Genomic DNA, 19103 nt, shown 5'->3' on the forward strand with positions numbered 1-19103 from the left:
CGCTCAGCGGCGTTCCTGGCGGGGCAGCACCACCTCGCGCAGGATCAGTTGCAGCGCGGCGACCGTGGGGATGGCGATCAAAGCGCCCACCACGCCCAACAGCGCCACCCCGAGCAGCGCGGCCAGCAGGGCGGCCACCTCGTTGACCTCCACCGAGCGCCGCATCACCTTCGGGTAGATGAGGTAGTTCTCCACCTGCTGGTAGATCAGGAAGAAGACCGCGCAGGCGATGCCGGTGGGCAGGTCGGCGGCGAAGCCGACCAGGCTCACGATCACCGCGCCCAGGGTGGCGCCGATCTGTGGGATCAGGTCGGTCACCGCGACCACCACGGCCAGCGCGAATGGGTACGGCAGGTCGACGATCAGCGCGAAGACGAAGGTGGTCGCGCCGGCCAGCACCGCGATGCTCAGCGCGCCGACCATGTAGGCGCCAACCTTGGCCAGTATCTCGTCACCGATCAGCTGCACCCGCTGCCGCCGCGACCGGGGCACCAACGAGTAGCCCAGTGAGCGCAGCTTGTCGAAGTAGGCCAGGAAGTAGATCGTCAGCACCAGCACGGTCAGCGTCCGGAACACCGTGCCAAAGATCAGTTGTGCGCCGCCCAGCACCCCGCCGAGCGCCCGCCCGACCGTCTCCGCGTTGGCCGCACCCTGCACCCGCTCCACCACGTCGTACCGCTCCACCAGGTCATTGACCGTCGGGTTGCGGCGCAACTCGTCGAGCAGGCTCGGGATCTGGTCGATGAACTGCCCCGACTGAGTGACGATCGGCGGGACCAGCGCCACGATGCCGCCGCAGAGCAGCAACACCACCGTCAACGCCACCCCGGCCACCGCCAGGCCGTGCGGCACGCCCCAGCGGCCTAGCCGGGCCACCGCCGGGTTGAGGCCGACCGCGAGGAAGAGCGCGATCACCACCAGCACGAGGATGCCGCCGGCATTGCGAATCCCCAGATAGAGGGTGTACGCCAGCAGCACGCCCAGCGCGCCGGTGAAGCCGAGCAGGAAGCTGCTGCGGCGCAGTGGCCGCCCCGGTGTGCCGAACTTTCCGGACGGGACCGCCGGCGGCTCCTCCGGGTCGAACCCCGGGGCGGGGACCGGCACCGGCGGTGTGTCGACCGGTGCGGTTTCCGCCGTCGGCCTTTCCGTCGACGGACGACCGCTGGTCGCGTCCGGGTTGTGGGTCACGTCCGAGTCGTCGCCGGATGGGTCGTGCTGTGGCACCAGGGACCTCCGGGCTCAGGCGGTGGGACGACGAGCGACAGCGACGAACGCCCGCCACACGGCCGGCGCGAACACCAGCACCGGGCCGGTCGGGTCCTTGCTGTCCCGTACGCCCACGAACCCGGGCAGGTTGTCCGCCACCTCGACACATTCACCATTGCCGCTACGGGTGGACGTGCGCCACAACGCGCCGGTCAGGTCCATGAGGTCACAACTTCCTTCATCAGCTCGATCGACTGCTGGCGGGGCAGCGCACTGTTTCTGATCATCTCCCAGCGCGTCAGCAGCGTAGCCACTTCGTGGTCGCTATCGACCACAAGGCCGTCAATTTGGTGCTCCATATGCCCCACCCAGCCGCCGTCCGCGCCTCGGGCGAGGTTGAACGGCCCCGACAGGCCTACGTGCAACCCGACCTCGGCCGGAACGATGTGCAAGCTGACGTGCGGCCGCGCCAGGCTGGCGACCAGATGGCTGATCTGCTCGACCATCAACCCTCGGACCTCCTCGCCGGCACGCCGCAGCACCAACTCGTCGACGACGGCGACGAACTGCGGCGGCTCCGGCTGCACCAGGAGGGACTGGCGGTCCAGGCGGGCGTGGACTCGTCGTTCGACCTCGTCGTCGCTCAGTAGGTCGTCGCAGCGGATCACCGCGCGGGCGTAGTTCTCGGTCTGGAGCAGGCCGGGGATCAGCGTGGGTTGGAAGCAGCGCAGTTGGCGGGCACCGCGTTCGGCATCCAGCCAGGGTCGGAACCAGCTCGGCTGACCGTCGCGTTCGGCGAGCTTGAGCAGGTAGATGAGCAGGCCGCCGGTGGTCAGCACCTCGTCGGCGCGGGCCAGGAAGAGCCGATCGAGCGGGCGTTGGCCCAGCTCCAGCGCGGACACCATCGAGCCGGAGTAGTGCACCAGCCGGCCGAAGTCCTCCTGACTCATCCCGGCGGCGGTCCGCAGCCGGCGCAGTTGCGCACGGATCATGTCGGCCGTCGGCGCGGCGTCGCCTTCCACAGTGCCTCCGCAGGTCGAGGGTCATCTCCACCGGTCGACCCGGCGGGTCGCATCGTTCCCGCAGTCACCCCACCGGGCTCGACGATGTCTTCCGACCGTAGCCGTGTCCTCAGCAGACTGTCACGTACCGGGTCGCCCCGGACCACTGCGGATCCCCACCGCGCGGGACTGTCGTTGCACGGCGGAGCGACCGTGCCTTAGTCGAGGAGATAACCCCATGCCCACGTCTCGCCCTGCCGGCCGGTCGCTGTCTGTCGGCGTCACCTCGACGTCGCGGTCGTCCGCCGGCTGCACTCCGCCGGGCTCCAGCCCCGCCGGGAAGGCACGTACCCCGGTGTCGGGGCTGCCGCAGCCGCGGCTCGGGCCGTACCCCATCTTTCCCCGGCCCTGCGGCGCGCGGACGCCGCACACCCCGCTGCGACCCACGTGGCGCTGCCGGGCCGATGGTCGGCCCTGGCCCTGCGTGGACGCCCGGCTGCTGCTCAAGGCGGAGTTCGGCGAGGACCCGGCCGCGCTGACCATCTACCTGGCCGGGCTCTACCACGAGGCGGCGCACGACCTGTACCAGCTCAATCCCTACGACGGGCCGGCGCCCAGGGAGCTGTTCGAACGCTTCGTGGCGTGGGGCCCGTTCCGTCGCCCGATCATCGACCCGCCTCCGGACGTCGGCTAGACCCTGCCGATCCGCAGATCTTGGGCAGTTTCCGTTCCGCCCTGACGGAAACTGTCCAAGATCTCGAAGCTTGGGCGGGTGGAGGTGCCCGTCACTCCTTCTCGATGGTGACCTTGCTGGGCTTGGCGCTGCGCTCGTCGGTGGTCGGCTTGGTGGGTCGCTTGCCGTTCTCACCGGTGCTAGTGATCTTGGTGGGTTTGGCGCCCCGGCCACCCTCGCCCGGAACGGCGGCCACGGTCGGCTCCCCGTCCACCCCGGCGCTCGCCGTCCCACCGTCCACGGTGGTCACCGGCTCGGCCACCGGCCGCGTCGTGGTCTGCCCGGCCTCGCCCCCACCAGCGGGTACGCCGACGCTCGCGCTCTCTGCCGTCACCGGCGCGGTCGGCGTGGCCGGCGTGGTCGGACCGTCGATCGGACCGGCGACACTCTCCAACCGTGCCTCGGACATCTGACGCTGAAGCTCGTCGGACTCCTGTCGAGCCTTCCAGGTCTCCTGCCGCAGGTCCGCGAGCTGCTGCTGGGCCTGAGCGATCTCCAGCATCACCTGGGCCAACTGCTGCCGGCCCGCCGCCGACTCCTGCTGGGTCGCCGCCAGGTGCTGCTGGGTGGTGGCCAGGTGCTGCTGCGTGGTGGCCGCGTACTCCTCGAACTGCCGCCGTGACGCCGCGACATGCTCGTCGGCCTTGCGGCGCTTGTCGCCGGCCTCGGTCTCGGCCCGGCGCAGCAGTTCGGCGGCCTCCTCCTCGGAGCGCTGGCGCAGCGCCGCCGCGTCCTGCTCGGCGGCCTGGCGGACCCCGGCCGCACCCTGCTCGATCTCGTTCTTGCGAGCCGTGTACTCGGCCTCCAGCTCGTTCTTGCGCGTGGAGTGCTCGGCTTCCAGCTCGTCCTTGCGGCCGGAGTATGCGGTCTCCAGCTCCTGCTGCCGGCTCGTGAACCCGCTCTCCAGCTCCTGCTGGCGCGACGCGTGCTGCTTGTCCAGCTCATCGCGGCGCTTGGCGAACTCCTGCTCGGCGGCCTCCCGACGGGAGTTGACCTCCTGCTCCACCCCGGCCCGCCAGGCACCCAGCTCCTGCTGGGTCTGCGCCCGGGTGTGCTGCACGTACGCCTCGGTCTCGGTGCGCATGCGCTGCACGTACGCCTCGGTCTCGGCGCGGCCGCGCTTGGCCGCCTCGGAGGCCTGCGTGGTCAGCCGCTCCGCCTCCTGCTGCGCCTTGGCGCGGGTGGCCCGACCGGCCATCGACGCGTCGTCGATGATCTGCTTGGCCTCCTGCTGCGCCTTGGCGTGGGTGGCCCGACCGGCCTCGGTCGCGGTGTCGGTCAGCCGCTTGGCCTCCTGGAGGGCCTTGGCATGCACCTCCTTGGCGGCCTCGCGCAGATCGCTGGCCTCCTGCCGGGCGGTGACCAGCGCCTCGCGGGCCGCCTCGCGCAGCTTGGTGGCCTCCTGCTGGGCCCGGGCGTGGATCTCCTTGGCGGTGTCCCGCAGCTGGGTGGCCTCCTGCTGGGCCTTCGCCAGCGCGTCCTGCGCCGCCTTGCGCAACTGCGCCGACTCGTCCTTGGCCGACCGCAGGGTCGCGTCCGCCTCGGCCCGCTTGGCGGCGCTGTGCCGCTCCTCCTCCGAGCGCCGGGCGGCGAGGGCGATCTCGAAGTCCTTCAGTGCCCGCGCGGCCTGCTCGCGGGCCTCCTCGATGATGTTCTCCGCTGCGGCACGGCGAGCCTCGATCACCCCACCCGCGTCGGCGAGGATCTCCTCGGCCTGCTCCTCGGCGAGCGTGAGGATCGACTCGACCCGCGGGCCGAGATGCCGGAACGAGGCCCGGTCGACCACGTTCATCTGCTTGCGCACCTGGGTCAGGTCGCGCTGAAGAACCTCGACCTGGCCGGCGAGCTTGTGGATCTGTGTGTACGCCTGTTCCCGTTCGGAGGCGAGGGTCGCGATCTCGTGCTCAGCACGCGCGACATAACGGTCGACCTGTTTCTTCTCATACCCCCGCAGAGCGGACTCGAAGCTGGGCTCCGTCGTCACGTCCCCGCCGAGAGCGAACAGTTCCTCGCCGTGCGACATGCCCCCATCCTCACACGCAACCGGCCCTGCTGGGGCGATACGGACGGCCCTTGTGGGAGCTACTTCACTCAGTTGCGGGTGGGTGACACCACGGGCTGGGAAACGCGTACAGCGCGAGGTGGCACTGGTTACCCAGTGTCACCTCGCGCCGTCGATGCCCCGACCTGACGCTCGCGTCAGCCGGCGGTCTCCGCGGGGACCCGCTCCTGACCGCCATCGGTCTTCTTGGCCTCCGGCTTGGCAGCCGGGGCGGCCTGTGCCGGCATTCCCGGAACGATGCCGGCGAGCCCGGAGAGCATCTGGCCCAGCTGCGACGTGACCGCGTCCTTCTGCCGGGTGAGGTCCTCGACCTCGCGGCGGGCGGCCTGCGTGGTCAGCTCCGCCTCGGTGCGGGCCTCGGTGAGCAGACGCTGCGACTCGGCCTTCGCCTCGTTGAGCGTCTTCTCCGAGTGGGCCTTGGCCTTGTCGACCGTCTCGGCGGCGTTGCGCTCCGACTCGACCCGCCGCGCCTCGGCGCGCTGCTCGATCTCCTTGGCCCGCTCCTGCGCGGCCCGGGCACGCTGCTCGGCCTCGCTGACCATCTTCTGGGTCTGCGCGACCTGGGCGGCGTGCCGCTCGGACTCCTCGCGCTCGGCCTTCTCCCGCCGCTCGGCCAGCTGGAGCTCCAGGGCCTGCAGGTCCTTGTCGCGCTTGTCGCGCGCATCGGTCAGCAGCTTGGTCGCCTCGGCGCGCTTCTCCTCAGCCTCGCGGGCGGCCTTCGCCCGCTGCTGGGTGATCTCCCGCTCGGCGGTGGCCCGCAGGGTGGCGACCTCCCGCTCGACGGTCGACTTCAGCTCGGCCACCTCGTGCGCGGTGACGGTACGCAGCTGCTTGGTCTCGCGGTCGGCGTCCGCGCGCAGCGTGTCAGCCTCGCGGCGGGCCTGCACCCGGACCTCGGCGGCCTCGCGCTCGGCGGTCGTGCGCAGGTTGCCAGCCTCGCGCTCGGCGCTCGCCTTCATGGCGGCGGCTTCGGCGCGGGCCTTGTCGGTGATCTCGCGGGCCTCGAGGCGGGCGGCGGAGAGAATGCCCTCCGCCTCGCGCTTGGCCTCGTTGCGGTGGTCGTTGGCCTGCTCCTCGGCGAGCCGGAGGATCTGCTCGACGCGGGTGCCGAGCCCGGAGAGGGTGGGCCGGCTGTTCTCTTCGAGCTGCTTGTTCGTGTCGGTGAGCTTCTGCTCCAGCGCACTCATGCGCTGTTCGGCCTGGCGGAGCCGACGCTGGGCGTCGTTCATCCGCTGCTCAGCCTCGGCACGGGCCTGCTCGGACTGGGTCAGCGCGGCGGTCATCCGGCCGAGGAAGTCGTCGACCTGATGGGTGTTGTATCCGCGCAGGCCAACGGTGAAATCTGGCTGCGAGTTCGCGTTATCGAAGAACGCGAGAGGGGAGGACTGCTGCTGGGGCATTGGGACATACTGGCAGACGCCCCAGGGTGCTTCGCAAGAGCGGTGCGCAGCTTTCGTGCCCTCTTTACATGGTCAACTCCTGTGATGGGCGGGGTGGGGCCAATCGGCGATCTTGGCAGGTCCAGGCGGGTCGGACGCCACGCAGCGTGACGCGGAAAAGGGCCCCGGGGTTACCCCGAGGCCCTTTGTTCGATCCGGGTGGCTTATCCGCTAATGGGAGCGGAAGAACAATGAGCGATCATCGTAATGGCCAACCAACGTTCAACCGTCCGGCCGGTACCGGCCGGGTGCGCCGTAGCGGTCAGTGACCGAAGCGACCGCCGGTGGCGGTCAGTGACCTCGGAACCGGTTGATCGCGTCCTCGTGCCGGGACCGCAACTCCCCGTCGCGTACGCCCAGCCCGTCGGTGGGTGCGAGACAGCGCACACCGACCTTGCCCTGGTGGGCGTTGCGGTGCACCTCGTACGCGGCCTGGCCGGTCTGCTCCAACGGGTAGGTGCGGGACACCGTCGGGTGCACCTTGCCGAGCGCGACGAGACGGTTGGCCTGCCACGCCTCGTGGTAGTTGGCGAAGTGGCTCCCGACGATCCGCTTGAGGTGCATCCACAGGTAGCGGTTGTCGTACTGGTGCTGGAAACCGCTCGTGGAGGCGCAGGTGACGATGGTCCCACCGCGCCGGGCCACGTAGACGCTCGCGCCGAACGTCTCCCGACCCGGGTGCTCGAAGACGATGTCCGGGTCCTCGCCGCCGGTCAGCTCACGGATGCGCTCGCCGAAGCGCCGCCACTCGTCCGGGTCCTGGGTCTCCTCGTCCTTCCAGAAGCGGAAACCCTCCGCGGCCCGGTCGATGACCAGGTCCGCGCCCATCCGGCGGCACAGCTCGGCCTTCTCCGGCGAGGAGACGACGCAGACCGGGATGGCGCCGCCGTTGAGCGCCATCTGGGTTGCGTACCCGCCGAGCCCACCGGAGGCGCCCCAGATCAGCACCACGTCGCCCTGCTTCATGTTGGCCCCGTGGTGCGAGACGAGCTGCCGGTACGCGGTGGAGTTGACCAGCCCGGGGCTGGCCGCCTCCTCCCAGCTCAGGTGCCGTGGCTTGGGCATCAGCTGGTTGGCCTTGACCACGGCCAGCTCGGCCAACCCGCCGAAGTTGGTCTCGAAGCCCCAGATTCGCTGCTGCGGGTCGAGCATGGTGTCGTCGTGCCCGGCCGCGTCCTCCAGCTCGACGGAGAGACAGTGCGCGACCACCTCGTCGCCGGCGGCCCAGCGGGTCACCCCGGGGCCGGTGCGCAGCACCACGCCCGCCGCGTCCGAGCCGACCACGTGGTACGGCAGGTCGTGCCGGCGGGTCAGCTCGGAGACCCGGCCGTAGCGCTGGAGGAACTTGAAGGTGGACACCGGCTCGAAGATGCTGGTCCACACGGTGTTGTAGTTGATCGCGCTCGCCATCACGGCGACCAGCGCCTCGCCCGGCGCCAGCTCCGGCGTCGGCACCTCCTGCACGTGGAGTGCCTTGCGGGGGTCCTTGTCCCGGGTGGCCATTCCGTCGAACATCCGGGCCTCCTCGGCGCGGACCACCACGCCTCGGTAGCTCTCCGGTACGGGCAGCCCGGCGACGCCCGCGAGTTCGCGGTCCGGATCGTTCGATTCCTCCGCCGCCATGATCGCTTCGAGGATGTGCTGCACGGTGACCTCCGGTTCATCCGCACCCGCACGGGCCCGGGTGCTGCCATCGTCGGCGCCGGTAGGCGCGACCACCATGTCGGCATTCGACACATCCGGCACCGGTCGCGCTCCTGTGGGGCCGGACGTTACTGAACGGTAGCTAGGCCGGGAAGTCCTCTGTGAAAAACTGCATCCGCTGATGCGTAAAGGTGCCCAACCACCCCGCCAACCGCGCACTGACGTGCGCGTCCGCGTCGATCCACCCTGTTGATCAAGAGCTTTCGGTCACGTACGAGGCGCAGGATGACGCAAGCCTCTTGATCAACAGGGTGGGGTGCGGGTCAGTGGGTGGGGGCGGGTTCTACTAGTTCGATCAGGACGCCGCCGGCGTCCTTCGGGTGGACGAAGTTGATCCGGCTGTCCGCGGTGCCGCGACGGGGAGCGTCGTAGAGCAGCCGCATCCCGCGTTCGCGCAGCGCCGCACAGGCCGCGTCGATGTCCACCACCGTGTACGCGACCTGCTGCACGCCCGGCCCGTTGCGGTCCAGGAACTTGGCGATCGTCGACTCCGGGGTGAGCGGGGCGAGCAACTGCACGCAGCCGCCCTCGGTGGTCGGCCCGACGGCCAGCATCGCTTCCCGAACGCCCTGCTCGGCGTTGGTCTCGACGTGTACGCAGCGCATCCCGAACGTCCGCTGGTAGAAGTCGATCGCGGCGTCCAGGTCGGCCACGGCGATCCCGACGTGGTCAATCTTGCGAAGGCCGATGTCTGTGACGTAGTCCGCACCGGGCTCGGCGGGGGAGTTCTCTGCCATGGCGCTAGTCTGGCCGAACAATCGTTAAGGCGTACAGCTCGGCACCCCCTCGGAGGCAGGCATGGCTTCGGTGATCGTCAGCGGCGCGCGGACCCCGATGGGCCGGCTGCTGGGCAACCTCAAGGACCTTCCGGCCACCAAGCTCGGCGGGATCGCCATCAAGGCGGCGCTGGAGCGTGCCGGGGTAAGCCCGGACCAGGTCCAGTACGTGATCATGGGGCAGGTGTTGCAGGCCGGCACCGGTCAGATCCCGGCTCGGCAGGCGGCGGTCGAGGCCGGCGTGCCGATGTCCGTGCCGGCGCTGACCATCAACAAGGTCTGCCTCTCCGGCCTGGACGCGATCGCCCTGGCCGACCAGCTGATCCGCGCCGGCGAGTTCGACATCGTGGTGGCCGGCGGCATGGAGTCGATGACAAACGCCCCGCACCTGCTGATGGGCCAGCGCACCGGCTACAAGTACGGCGACGTGGTGGTCAAGGACCACATGGCGCACGACGGGCTCAGCGACGCCTGGGACTGCTGCTCGATGGGCGAGTCGACCGAGCGGGCCGGTGCCAAGCACGGCATCTCCCGCGCGGAGCAGGACGCCTTCGCCGCGGCCAGCCACCAGCGGGCCGCCGCCGCGCAGAAGAACGGCCACTTCGCCGACGAGATCGCCCCGGTGGTCATCCCGCAGCGCAAGGGTGACCCGCTGGTGATCAGCGAGGACGAGGGCATCCGTCCGGACACCACGGTCGAGTCGCTGGCCAAGCTGCGTCCCGCCTTCGCCAAGGACGGCACCATCACCGCCGGCAGCTCGTCGCCGATCTCCGACGGCGCCGCCGCGGTCCTGGTGATGAGCAAGGCCAAGGCGAAGGAGCTGGGGCTGACCTGGCTGGCCGAGATCGGCGCGCACGGCAACGTGGCGGGCCCGGACAACTCCCTGCACTCGCAGCCGTCCAACGCGATCAACCACGCCCTGAAGAAGGGTGGCCTGAGCGTGACGGACCTGGACCTCATCGAGATCAACGAGGCGTTCGCGCAGGTGGGTGTGCAGTCGACCCGGGACCTCGGGATCAGCCCGGACAAGGTGAACGTCAACGGCGGCGCGATCGCGCTGGGGCACCCGATCGGCATGTCCGGCGCGCGTCTCGTACTCACCCTCGCCTTGGAGCTGAAGCGGCGCGGTGGTGGCACCGGCGCGGCGGCGCTGTGTGGCGGCGGTGGCCAGGGCGACGCGCTGATCATCCACGTGCCGGGCAAGGCTGAGATCAACCAGTGAGCGAGGCGGCTGAGCACGCCCCGGCAGCGGGCACCACGTCGGTGCGCCGCAGCCGGGACGTACCGCTGCTGGTCGAGCGGGCCCGCGCGGGTGACCCCCGCGCGGTGGCCCGGCTGATCACGCTGGTGGAGAACGGTGACCCGCTGTTGCCGGCGATCGCGGCGGCGTTGGCGCCGTACGCGGGGCAGGCCCAGGTGGTCGGGCTGACCGGTTCACCCGGCGTGGGCAAGTCGACCACCACCAACGAGTTGGTCCGCGCGCTGCGGGCCCAGGGGCACCGGGTGGGCGTGTTGGCGGTCGACCCGTCCAGCCCGTTCACCGGCGGGGCGATCCTCGGTGACCGGGTCCGGATGCAGGACCACGCCACGGATCCGGGCGTCTACATCCGGTCGATGTCCAGCCGGGGGCACCTCGGCGGGCTGGCCGCGGCGACGCCGCAGGCGGTCCGGGTGCTGGAGGGCGCCGGCTGCGACGTGGTGCTGGTGGAGACCGTCGGCGTCGGGCAGGCCGAGGTGGAGGTCGCCTCGCTGGCCGACACGACGCTTGTGCTGCTCGCGCCTGGCATGGGCGACGCGATCCAGGCGGTCAAGGCCGGCATCCTGGAGATCGCCGACGTGTTCGTGGTCAACAAGGCGGACCGGGACGGCGTCGACGCCACCGTCCGGGACATCCAGGGCATGATCGCTCTCGGTGAGCGCGGGCCGGGGCAGTGGCGGCCACAGGTGGTCCGCTCGATCGCCGCGCGCGGCGAGGGCATCGACGACATCGCCGCGGCCATCGACAAGCACCGGGCCTGGCTTGTCGAACACGGCGAGCTACGCCGCCGCCAGGAGGCGCGGGCCGCCGCCGAGGTCGAGGCGATCGCGCTCGGCATCCTCCGCGCCCGGATCGGCTCCCTTCGCGACGGTACGCAGTTGTCCACTCTCGCCGCACAGGTGGCCGAGGGTGCCACCGACCCGTACACGGCGGCGGACGAACTGCTCGCCCAGCTCGCCCGCTGACCGTCGGTGACGTGGCTCCTGGAGTCGCGCCGGGCGACTCCGCGCGAGGTCGTCCAATCTGGACGAACCGGATCGGCAGCGTAGGGGCCCGAGGCCGGCGAGCGGCCGAGAATCTGCGGCTCGCGCGGTCGGGCGGTCACGGCCCATCGCCTGCCCAAAAGCGACTGTCGCTGCTGTTTTAGTAGGCTCGCGGCGCGTGGCCGGAAGCTAGCTGCCGCGCGGCGGGCTGCCGAATCGGTCGGCCCACACGCTTCGGGACCAGGGGAGATGTGAACATGACGGATGCGGTGGAGAACGCCGGTGCAGTGCAGCCCGCGACAGGCGTGGCTCGGGGCGTCACGGCGGTTTCCGACGAGGTCGTAGAGAAGATCGCCGGGGCCGCCGCTCGCTCGGTGGCCGGTGTCGCCGATCTTGGCGGTGACGTGGCCCGGTTCTTCAACGGCATCCTGGACAAGGTCGGCCTGGACGAGACGGGCGACGCCGGTCGGGGCATCTCGGCCGAGGTGAAGGGCAGTTCGGCCGTCATCAACGTGGTCCTGGTGATCGAGGCCGGGCACATCGTGGCCGACGTGACCGAAGCGGTGCGGGTCGCGGTGATCGAGGCAGTGGAGAAGTACGGCCTGACGGTCACCGGGGTCAACGTCACGGTGGACGACATCGAGCTGAACCAGCCGGAGGCTGCAGCCGGCGCCTGACGCGTCAGCGGCCCGACGGCGCAAGGGCTGTCGGGCCGCCCATTGGCCGCCCAGCGGGGCCAGCCTGCTGGCACCTCTTCCTAGTAGGCTCGCAACCGCCCCTCCGGCAGTGGGCCGGACGGTGTCCCGGCACGGCAACGCGAGGAACAGGGGAGTGACTGTGGACCACGAGGCGACGCAGGAACTGACCACGGCTTCGGTGCCGGCTGGCGGGACGACGCACGTCGCGGACGAGGTGATCGAGAAGATCGCCGTCGCGGCCGCCCGCGCGGTGCCCGGTGTGGTCGAGCTGGGTGGGGACGTCGCCCGGTTCTTCAATGCGGTGCTGGACCGGGTCGGGCTGGATCAGGTGGGTGACGCCCGACGGGGTTGCTCGGCCCACGTGACCGGGGACGCCGCCGTGGTCAACCTGGTCCTGGTGATCGAGGCCGGTCGGCCGGTGCCGGAGATCACCAGTCAGGTGCGTGCCCAGGTGACCGAGGCGGTCGAGGCGTACGGGCTGCGGGTCGACGAGGTCAACATCCGGGTCGACGACGTGGCGATGGGCGGGCCCGCCGCGTAGGTGATCTTGACCTGATTACCCACCGGTACGAAGTGACTTAGCGATCGTTCAGGTGAGGGCTCTACACTCGACGTGCAGTCGAGGACCCCGAGGAGGAGCCCTGCTCATGGACGCCGACGAGATCGACGCCGGACGGGCGCGCTGGCAGGCCCGGTACGACGCCGCGCGCAAGCGGGACGCGGACTTCACCACGCTCTCCGGAATGCCGGTGGAGCCGGTGTACGGGCCGCCCGAAGGCGCCACCTATCCGGGCTTCGAACGGATCGGCTGGCCGGGCGAGTATCCGTACACCCGGGGTTTGCATCCGACCGGCTACCGCGGGCGGACCTGGACGATCCGGCAGTTCGCCGGCTTCGGCAACGCCCAGCAGACCAACGAGCGCTACAAGATGATCCTCGGCGCTGGTGGCGGCGGCCTCTCGGTCGCGTTCGACATGCCGACGCTGATGGGCCGCGACTCGGACGACCCGCAGGCGCTCGGCGAGGTCGGCCACTGCGGCGTGGCCATCGACACCGCAACCGACATGCAGGCGCTCTTCGACGGCATCGACCTGGCCGGCGTCACCACCTCGATGACCATCTCCGGCCCGGCCGTGCCGGTGTTCTGCATGTACCTGGTCGCCGCCGAGCGGCAGGGCGCCGACCTGTCCAAGCTGGACGGCACCCTGCAGACCGACATCTTCAAGGAGTACATCGCGCAGAAGGAGTGGCTCTTCGACCCGGAGCCGCACCTGCGCCTGATCGGCGACCTGATGGAATACTGCGCCGCCGAGATCCCGCGCTACAAGCCGCTGTCGGTCTCCGGCTACCACATCCGCGAGGCTGGCTCGACCGCCGCGCAGGAGTTGGCGTACACCCTCGCCGACGGCTTCGGCTACGTCGAGCTGGGTCTCTCGCGTGGGCTGGACGTGAACGTCTTCGCGCCGGGCCTGAGCTTCTTCTTCGACTCGCACCTCGACTTCTTCGAGGAGATCGCCAAGTTCCGCGCCGCCCGCCGCATCTGGGCCCGCTGGCTGCGCGACGTCTACGGCGCGACCAGCGAGAAGGCGCTGTGGCTGCGGTTCCACACGCAGACCGCCGGGGTGTCGCTGACCGCCCAGCAGCCGGTCAACAACGTCGTACGCACCGCCGTCGAGGCGCTCGCCGCGGTGCTCGGCGGAACGAACTCGCTGCACACCAACGCGCTGGACGAGACCCTGGCGCTGCCCACCGACGAGTCGGCCGAGATCGCCCTGCGTACCCAGCAGGTGCTGATGGAGGAGACCGGCGTGGTCAACGTGGCCGACCCGCTCGGCGGCTCCTGGTACGTCGAGGCGCTGACCGACAAGATCGAGGCCGAGGCGGAGGAGATCTTCACCCGGATCCGGCAGCTCGGCGGGGACGGACCACACCAGATCGGCCCGATGACCTCGGGCATCCTGCGCGGTATCGAGGACGGCTGGTTCACCGGGCACATCGCCGAGTCGGCCTTCGTCTACCAGCAGGCCCTCGAGAAGGGCGACAAGAAGATCGTCGGCGTCAACTGCCACACCGGCACCGTCGCCAAGGAGTTGGAGATCCTGCGCATCTCGCACGAGGTGGAGCTGGAGCAGCGCCGGGTGCTCGCCGAGCGCAAGAGCGCGCGGGACTCCTCGGCGGTCCGCGCGGCGGTGACTCGGATGATCGAGGCGAGCCGCACCGACGAGAACATGATCCCCGCGATGCTCGACGCCGTCCGCGCCGAGGCGACCCTGGGCGAGATCTGCGACGCCCTGCGCGCCGAATGGGGCACCTACCGCGAACCAGCCCGCTTCTAACCCCCACCCCACCCCACCCTGCCCCCGTCGATCTTGCACTTGCTGTCCCGGCAAACGGTGTGAATGCCGCGTTTTGACAGCAGAAAGTGCAAGATCGCGGGGGTGGGGCACGGGGGTGCGGGGCGAGGTGGGAGGGCGGGGTGAGAGTTGCAACGTCGGGGTTGCGGGTGAGCTGAGATCGGGGGCTCACGTGCGAGACTAGGTAACCATGAGCGACCCACGGATCACCTCGTCGATCTTCACCCGCGGCGCGGTCGACCTCAGCACGCTGCGTGGCCCCGCACCAGCAAGTCCCCGCCCCGGCACGCCCGCGCAGGGCGGCCCGACCAACGGCGCCCCCACAGCCGGCGGTGACACCGCCATCGTCGATGTCACCGAGGCGACCATCCAGTCCGACGTGCTCGAACGCTCGATGGCCACACCCGTCGTCGTGTTCTTCGGCGCGGCCGGCTTCCCGGAGAGCGATGAGTTCGCCCCGGTCCTGGAGCGGTTGAACGCCGAGGGCGGCGGCACCTGGGTGCTGGCCCGGGTCGACGTGCAGGAAAATCCCCGAATCGCCCAGATGTTCCGGGTCCAGGGCATTCCTATGGTCTACGCGGTCGTCGGGGGTCAGCCGGTCGACGCCTTCTCCGGCGTGGTGCCCGAGGCGCAACTGCGGCAGTGGCTCCAGGCCGTCCTCAAGGCCGGCGGCGTGACCGTCGCCGAGCCGGAGGACCCCCGCCTCGACGAGGCGGACGACGCGCTGATGAGCGGCGATCTGGACGCCGCCGAGCAGGCGTACCGGAAGATCCTGGCCGACGCCCCGGCGGACGCCGCGGCCACGGCCGGGCTGGCCCAGGTCGGGGTGGCCCGCCGGGTGGCCGGCGCCGACCCGTCCACCGCGCTGGCCGCCGCCGAGAGCGCCCCCGACGACGTCGCCGCCCAACTGCTGGCCGCCGACATCGAGGTGCTCAGTGGCCTGGCCGAGCAGGCGTACGCGCGGCTCGTCGGTCTGGTCCGGCGCACCGCCGGAGAGGACCGCGAGACGGTACGCCAGCACCTGGTCTCGCTCTTCTCCATTGCTGGCCCGGACGACCCGGCGGTCGCCTCGGCACGTCGGGCCCTGGCCAGCGCCCTGTTCTGAGTTCGAAGCACGCCAGCGCGGGCCGGCGTTCCGGCCGGCCCGCCCGACCACCGAGGACGGGAGCTCATGATGCGCCGGATCGCCGTCCTCGACGCGCCGACAAATCTCGGTCTACGGCCGCCGACGCCCACGTCGGTGCCCGGTTGCGCCAAGGCGCCCGGCGCGCTGCGCGACCACGACCTGCTGGCCCGGCTGCGCGCCCGCGACGCCGGCTGCGTCACCCCGGCCCGGTACGACCCGGGCGACTGGCGCCCCGGCGACGGGGTGTGCCACGCCCGGGAGATCGCCGACTACTCGCTGGCCCTCGCCGAACGCATCGGCTCGATCATCGACCGAGGCGAGTTCCCGGTCGTGCTGGGCGGCGACTGCTCCGTGCTGCTCGGTTCGGCCCTGGCCATGCACCGCCTCGGTGAGGCCGTCGGCGGGCGGATCGGGCTGGTCTTCGTCGACGGGCACTCCGACTTCCGGCATCCCGGCAACGCCTCCTACGTCGGCGCGGCGGCCGGTGAGGACCTGGCCCTGGTCACCGGGCGAGGGCAAGCCGACCTGGCCGCGCTGGAGGGCCGCCGGCCCTACTTCCGCGACATCGACGTGGTGGTGCTCGGCATCCGCGCGCAGGACGAATACCGGCTCGACCTCCAGGCCGCCGGGATCACCACCCGACCGGTGCCGGCGCTGCGCGCCGAAGGCGCCGCCCGGACGGCCCAGTGGGCACACGAGCAACTCGCCGACTGCGCGGGCTACTGGGTGCACATCGACGTGGACGTGCTCGACCCCGCGGTGATGCCCGCCGTGGATGCCCCCGACCCGGGCGGGATCGCCTTCGCCGAGCTGGAGATCCTGCTCGCCGGCCTGGTCGACACCCCGCACTGCCTCGGTGTGGAGCTGACCGTCTTCGACCCCGACTACGACCCGGACGGCTCGTACGCGGCCGAGATCGTCAACACCGTGGTCGCCGGTCTGGCACCGGTGAGCGCCCCGGAAGCCATGCCGCCCCGACTGCTGTCGGCCCGGCCGACACCCTCCCCACGGCGCGGCAATGGCCGCGCCACGACCTCGACCTCGACTGAGCGTTCGGACCGTGTTGAGCGTTCGGACCGTGTTGAGGGGCACGACGGGCTGCTTGGGCTTGGCGGGCTCGACCGGGCTGAGCTTGTTGCCGGGCTTGGTGTCCCCGCTCGCATCGACCCCGCCGATGTCGGGCCTGCGGCTCTCGGGGCTGCTGATCTCGGGGCCACCGGCGGCGGTGGCCCCGACGTTGGTCCGCCGGTGAGCGCGGTGCCGCACGACGTCCCGGTCGAGGCGGCGTCCCCTGGCACGGGCGGACAGGCCCACGCCGATGCATCGGGCGTAGCGGTCAGTGTCGCGCCGTTGGCCGAGCGCGAGCCGGTCGGCCCGCCGGCGTCGGCCGGCCCGGGTCTCCTCCGACGGACCTCCCTGCCGGCCCAAGACCCGCTCGAAAGGCGCAAAGCCGACACCGTCTGACCCGATCCTCGGCCCTCCAGCCCTGATCGACTCGGAATCAGTGAAACCGGGTGTCCGGGTCGCTCGGATACCGCAGTTTCAGCGAAACCGAGTCGATCAAGGCTAAGCGACGGGCCGGACGGCAGGCCTGGTCGGTGGTCGGGCCCGGGCGGTGGTCGGGTGGGATCAGGCGGCAGGGAGTGCGCGGAGGAAGCGCTCGGCGATCGGGACGGCCGAGGCCGTGCTGGAGCCGCCCTTCTCCACGAAGACGGCGAACGCCACGTCGCCCCGCCAGCCGACGAACCAGGCGTGGGTGTGGGCCGGGTTGTCGTCGTACTCGGCGGTGCCGGTCTTGCCGTAGACCTCGCCGGGCACATCCTTGAGCGCGCTGCCGGTGCCGGTGGTGACCACCTCGCGCATCATCGCGCGCAGCGCCGCGACCGATTCGGGCTTGAGTTGCTCGCCCGCCGGGGCCGGCTTGGCCGGCGCGGGGTCGATCAGCAGCTTCGGCTGCTCGAAGCGGCCGCGGGCGACGGCGGCGGTGGCACCGGCCATGGCGAGCGGGCTGACCAGCGTGGTGCCCTGCCCGAACGACGCTGCGGCCTGCTCGGCCAGGCTGCCGCCCGTCGACACCTTGCCGGTGAAGGCGTCGGTGCCGAGGTCCCATTGACCCTCCAGGCCCAGCGTGCGGCCGGCGGCGGCCAGCCCGTCGCTGCCGAGCTTCGGTGCCAGCGCGGCGAACGCCGTGTTGCAGGACTTGGCGAAGTCGGTGCGGAACGGCACCGAGCCGAGCTCGAAGTTGTCTGAGTTCTTGAAGGACCGACCGTCGACGGTGAAGGTCTTCTTGCAGTCCACCGGCCCGTCCAGGGTGACCGCGCCTCGGTCCAGTAGGCCCAGCGCGCTGACCACCTTGAAGGTGGAGCCTGGAGGCACCTGGGCGTTGAACGCCAGGTTTTCCCCGGCCGGGCCGGGGCCGTTCGCGGCGGCGAGCACGGCACCGTCGCTGATCCGAAGCGCCACCAGGGCGGATCGGTGCGGTTCGGCGCGCAGTGCCCCGTCGGCCGCGTTCTGGACGGCGACGTCCAGCGTGGTCTTCAGCGCCTGCCCAGGCTGCGGCTCCCGGCGGAACAACTCGGTGCCGGTGGGTTCCAGTTTGCCGTCCTCGGCCGGACCCTCGACCACCACGGTGAGCCCGGGGCCGCCGCGCAGCCGCTCGTCGTAGCGGCCCTGGAGCCCGCCGTGCCCGACCAGGTCGCCGGCGACGTACCGGTCGGGGTGTGCCGCGAGGTCGTCGGCCTGCGCCGGGTCGACCGTGCCGAGCAGCGCACGGGCGAACTCGCGGGTGGGCGCCAAATCGATCTTGTCGGAGATGAACTTGGTGCCGGGCAGGTCGTAGATCCGGGACTTGATCTGGAGGTACGCCTCCTCGCGGAGCGACACCACCTCGACGAAGGCGCCCGGCTCGGCCTTGGCCACCCGCTCGGGCAGGTCGGCCAGGTCGACACCGGGGACCAGCGTCGGACGGATGGCCTTGAACGCCGCGTCGAGGTCCTTGACGAGCTTCGTGAGGTCGGCGACCCCGTTGGGCTGCACACCCACCCGGACCACCGGACGCGGGGTCACGATCGGCTTCCCGGCATTGTCCAGCACGCTGGCGCGGGCACCGGCGTCACGGCGCAGCGCCATCCGGTCGCCCTTGGTGAGCTGCTCGTGCACCACCTTCGGCTCCCAGATCACCTGCCACTGGTCGTCCTTGCCGTGGGCGAGGCGCAGCTCCCGGTCGTACGCCCAGCGGGTTTGACCGGGCAGGGTCCACTCCACCTGCACGGTCGTGGTCGCGATGTCCTTCGTGATCTTCGGCTCGCCGCGAGGCGTCAGCGTGGGCGGGGTGGCCGCCAGCTCACCGGAGAGCTCCTTGATCTCGCGAGCCACGTCGGCCGAGGGCAGCTTCTTGCCGAGCGCGTCGATCAGGCCGACCGCCTGTAGGTCGCCGCTGCGCCAGCCCGCGAGGAAGGCGTCGACGGTGCGTTGCGGCCCGTCATCGCTCGAGCACCCGACCAGGACACCGGCCGCGAGCAGCGCCGTGGTGACGGCGGCGGTCAGGCGGCGGGCGGGGTTCGGTCGGTGGGGCCGGGGGTACGACAGGGGCATGAAGCTGGTCCTTCCGATCTCGGACTGCCCTCGCACGGTAGTACGCGAACGGTGTCCGCAACGTCCCTCAGGTGCTCGGCCGCGCGCAAAGACGAGCCGCGCCCGTGTGATGAACATCGCGTGGCGGGGTATCCCGCAGCCGGCCAACCTCGGACCCGCAACGGGTGAA

Annotated in this window: 15 protein-coding genes and 1 pseudogene; 8 read left to right on the plus strand and 8 right to left on the minus strand. The window is 71.0% G+C overall.

The features are described 5' to 3' along the window. Positions 1-3: 3 nt before the first annotated feature. The 3 genes from IF46_RS0110280 to IF46_RS0110290 form a co-directional block, all read right to left on the minus strand. Complete coding sequence (locus IF46_RS0110280) at positions 4-1104, minus strand: AI-2E family transporter (protein ID WP_084597870.1); 1101 nt, start codon at positions 1102-1104, stop codon at positions 4-6. Between the two features lie 135 nt (positions 1105-1239). Further along, on the minus strand, positions 1240-1428 hold the full coding sequence (locus IF46_RS0110285) for a DUF397 domain-containing protein (RefSeq protein ID WP_030488073.1): 189 nt from the start codon (positions 1426-1428) through the stop codon (positions 1240-1242). Continuing rightward, positions 1419-2198 (minus strand): helix-turn-helix domain-containing protein, encoded by a 780-nt coding sequence (locus IF46_RS0110290; RefSeq protein WP_030488074.1) that lies wholly within the window; start codon positions 2196-2198, stop codon positions 1419-1421. Before IF46_RS0110290 ends, IF46_RS0110285 begins: the two co-directional genes overlap by 10 nt. A gap of 364 nt (positions 2199-2562) precedes the next feature. On the opposite strand from IF46_RS0110290, the gene IF46_RS0110295 reads away from it, so the two are divergent. Beyond that, the gene (locus IF46_RS0110295) at positions 2563-2901 is read left to right on the plus strand and encodes a hypothetical protein (protein WP_030488075.1); all 339 of its coding nucleotides are present in this window, start codon (positions 2563-2565) and stop codon (positions 2899-2901) included. Positions 2902-2992: 91 nt separating this feature from the next. On the opposite strand, the gene IF46_RS0110300 is transcribed toward IF46_RS0110295, so the two are convergent. The 4 genes from IF46_RS0110300 to mce all read right to left on the minus strand — a co-directional run bounded on the left by IF46_RS0110300 (position 2993) and on the right by mce (position 8882). Then, positions 2993-4963, minus strand: coding sequence for a hypothetical protein (locus IF46_RS0110300; protein ID WP_030488076.1), 1971 nt, complete (start codon positions 4961-4963; stop codon positions 2993-2995). Positions 4964-5139: 176 nt separating this feature from the next. Further along, on the minus strand, positions 5140-6402 hold the full coding sequence (locus tag IF46_RS0110305; RefSeq protein WP_030488077.1) for a DivIVA domain-containing protein: 1263 nt from the start codon (positions 6400-6402) through the stop codon (positions 5140-5142). Between the two features lie 330 nt (positions 6403-6732). Then, positions 6733-8088, minus strand: a complete 1356-nt coding sequence (ccrA, locus tag IF46_RS0110310) for a crotonyl-CoA carboxylase/reductase (protein WP_030488078.1) — start codon at positions 8086-8088, stop codon at positions 6733-6735. A gap of 320 nt (positions 8089-8408) precedes the next feature. Further along, on the minus strand, positions 8409-8882 hold the full coding sequence (mce, locus tag IF46_RS0110315) for a methylmalonyl-CoA epimerase (protein ID WP_030488079.1): 474 nt from the start codon (positions 8880-8882) through the stop codon (positions 8409-8411). 61 nt (positions 8883-8943) lie between these two features. Here mce and IF46_RS0110320 point away from each other — a divergent pair, with 61 nt between their 5' ends. The 7 genes and pseudogenes from IF46_RS0110320 to IF46_RS0110350 all read left to right on the plus strand — a co-directional run. After that, positions 8944-10143 (plus strand): acetyl-CoA C-acetyltransferase, encoded by a 1200-nt coding sequence (locus IF46_RS0110320; protein WP_030488080.1) that lies wholly within the window; start codon positions 8944-8946, stop codon positions 10141-10143. Next, positions 10140-11144, plus strand: coding sequence for a methylmalonyl Co-A mutase-associated GTPase MeaB (gene meaB / locus IF46_RS0110325; RefSeq protein ID WP_030488081.1), 1005 nt, complete (start codon positions 10140-10142; stop codon positions 11142-11144). Before IF46_RS0110320 ends, meaB begins: the two co-directional genes overlap by 4 nt. Positions 11145-11419: 275 nt before the next feature. Beyond that, on the plus strand, positions 11420-11839 hold the full coding sequence (locus IF46_RS0110330; RefSeq protein ID WP_030488082.1) for an Asp23/Gls24 family envelope stress response protein: 420 nt from the start codon (positions 11420-11422) through the stop codon (positions 11837-11839). Positions 11840-11999: 160 nt separating this feature from the next. Next, positions 12000-12401: an Asp23/Gls24 family envelope stress response protein gene (locus IF46_RS0110335; protein ID WP_030488083.1), complete on the plus strand. Its 402-nt coding sequence runs from the start codon at positions 12000-12002 to the stop codon at positions 12399-12401. A 106-nt stretch (positions 12402-12507) separates the two neighbouring features. Beyond that, positions 12508-14196, plus strand: a complete 1689-nt coding sequence (locus IF46_RS0110340; RefSeq protein ID WP_030488084.1) for an acyl-CoA mutase large subunit family protein — start codon at positions 12508-12510, stop codon at positions 14194-14196. A gap of 208 nt (positions 14197-14404) precedes the next feature. Then, positions 14405-15319 carry a tetratricopeptide repeat protein gene (locus IF46_RS0110345; protein ID WP_030488085.1) on the plus strand — a complete coding sequence of 305 codons (915 nt, stop codon included), beginning with the start codon at positions 14405-14407 and terminating at the stop codon, positions 15317-15319. A 66-nt stretch (positions 15320-15385) separates the two neighbouring features. Then, positions 15386-16354, plus strand: a pseudogene (locus IF46_RS0110350) (arginase family protein); the annotation flags it as partial. A gap of 615 nt (positions 16355-16969) precedes the next feature. On the opposite strand, the gene IF46_RS0110355 reads toward IF46_RS0110350, so the two are convergent. Then, positions 16970-18934: a penicillin-binding transpeptidase domain-containing protein gene (locus IF46_RS0110355; RefSeq protein ID WP_030488087.1), complete on the minus strand. Its 1965-nt coding sequence runs from the start codon at positions 18932-18934 to the stop codon at positions 16970-16972. Between the last annotated feature and the right edge of the window lie 169 nt (positions 18935-19103).

It is taken from the genome of Micromonospora chokoriensis, from assembly GCF_000718555.1.
GTDB lineage: Bacteria > Actinomycetota > Actinomycetes > Mycobacteriales > Micromonosporaceae > Micromonospora > Micromonospora chokoriensis_B.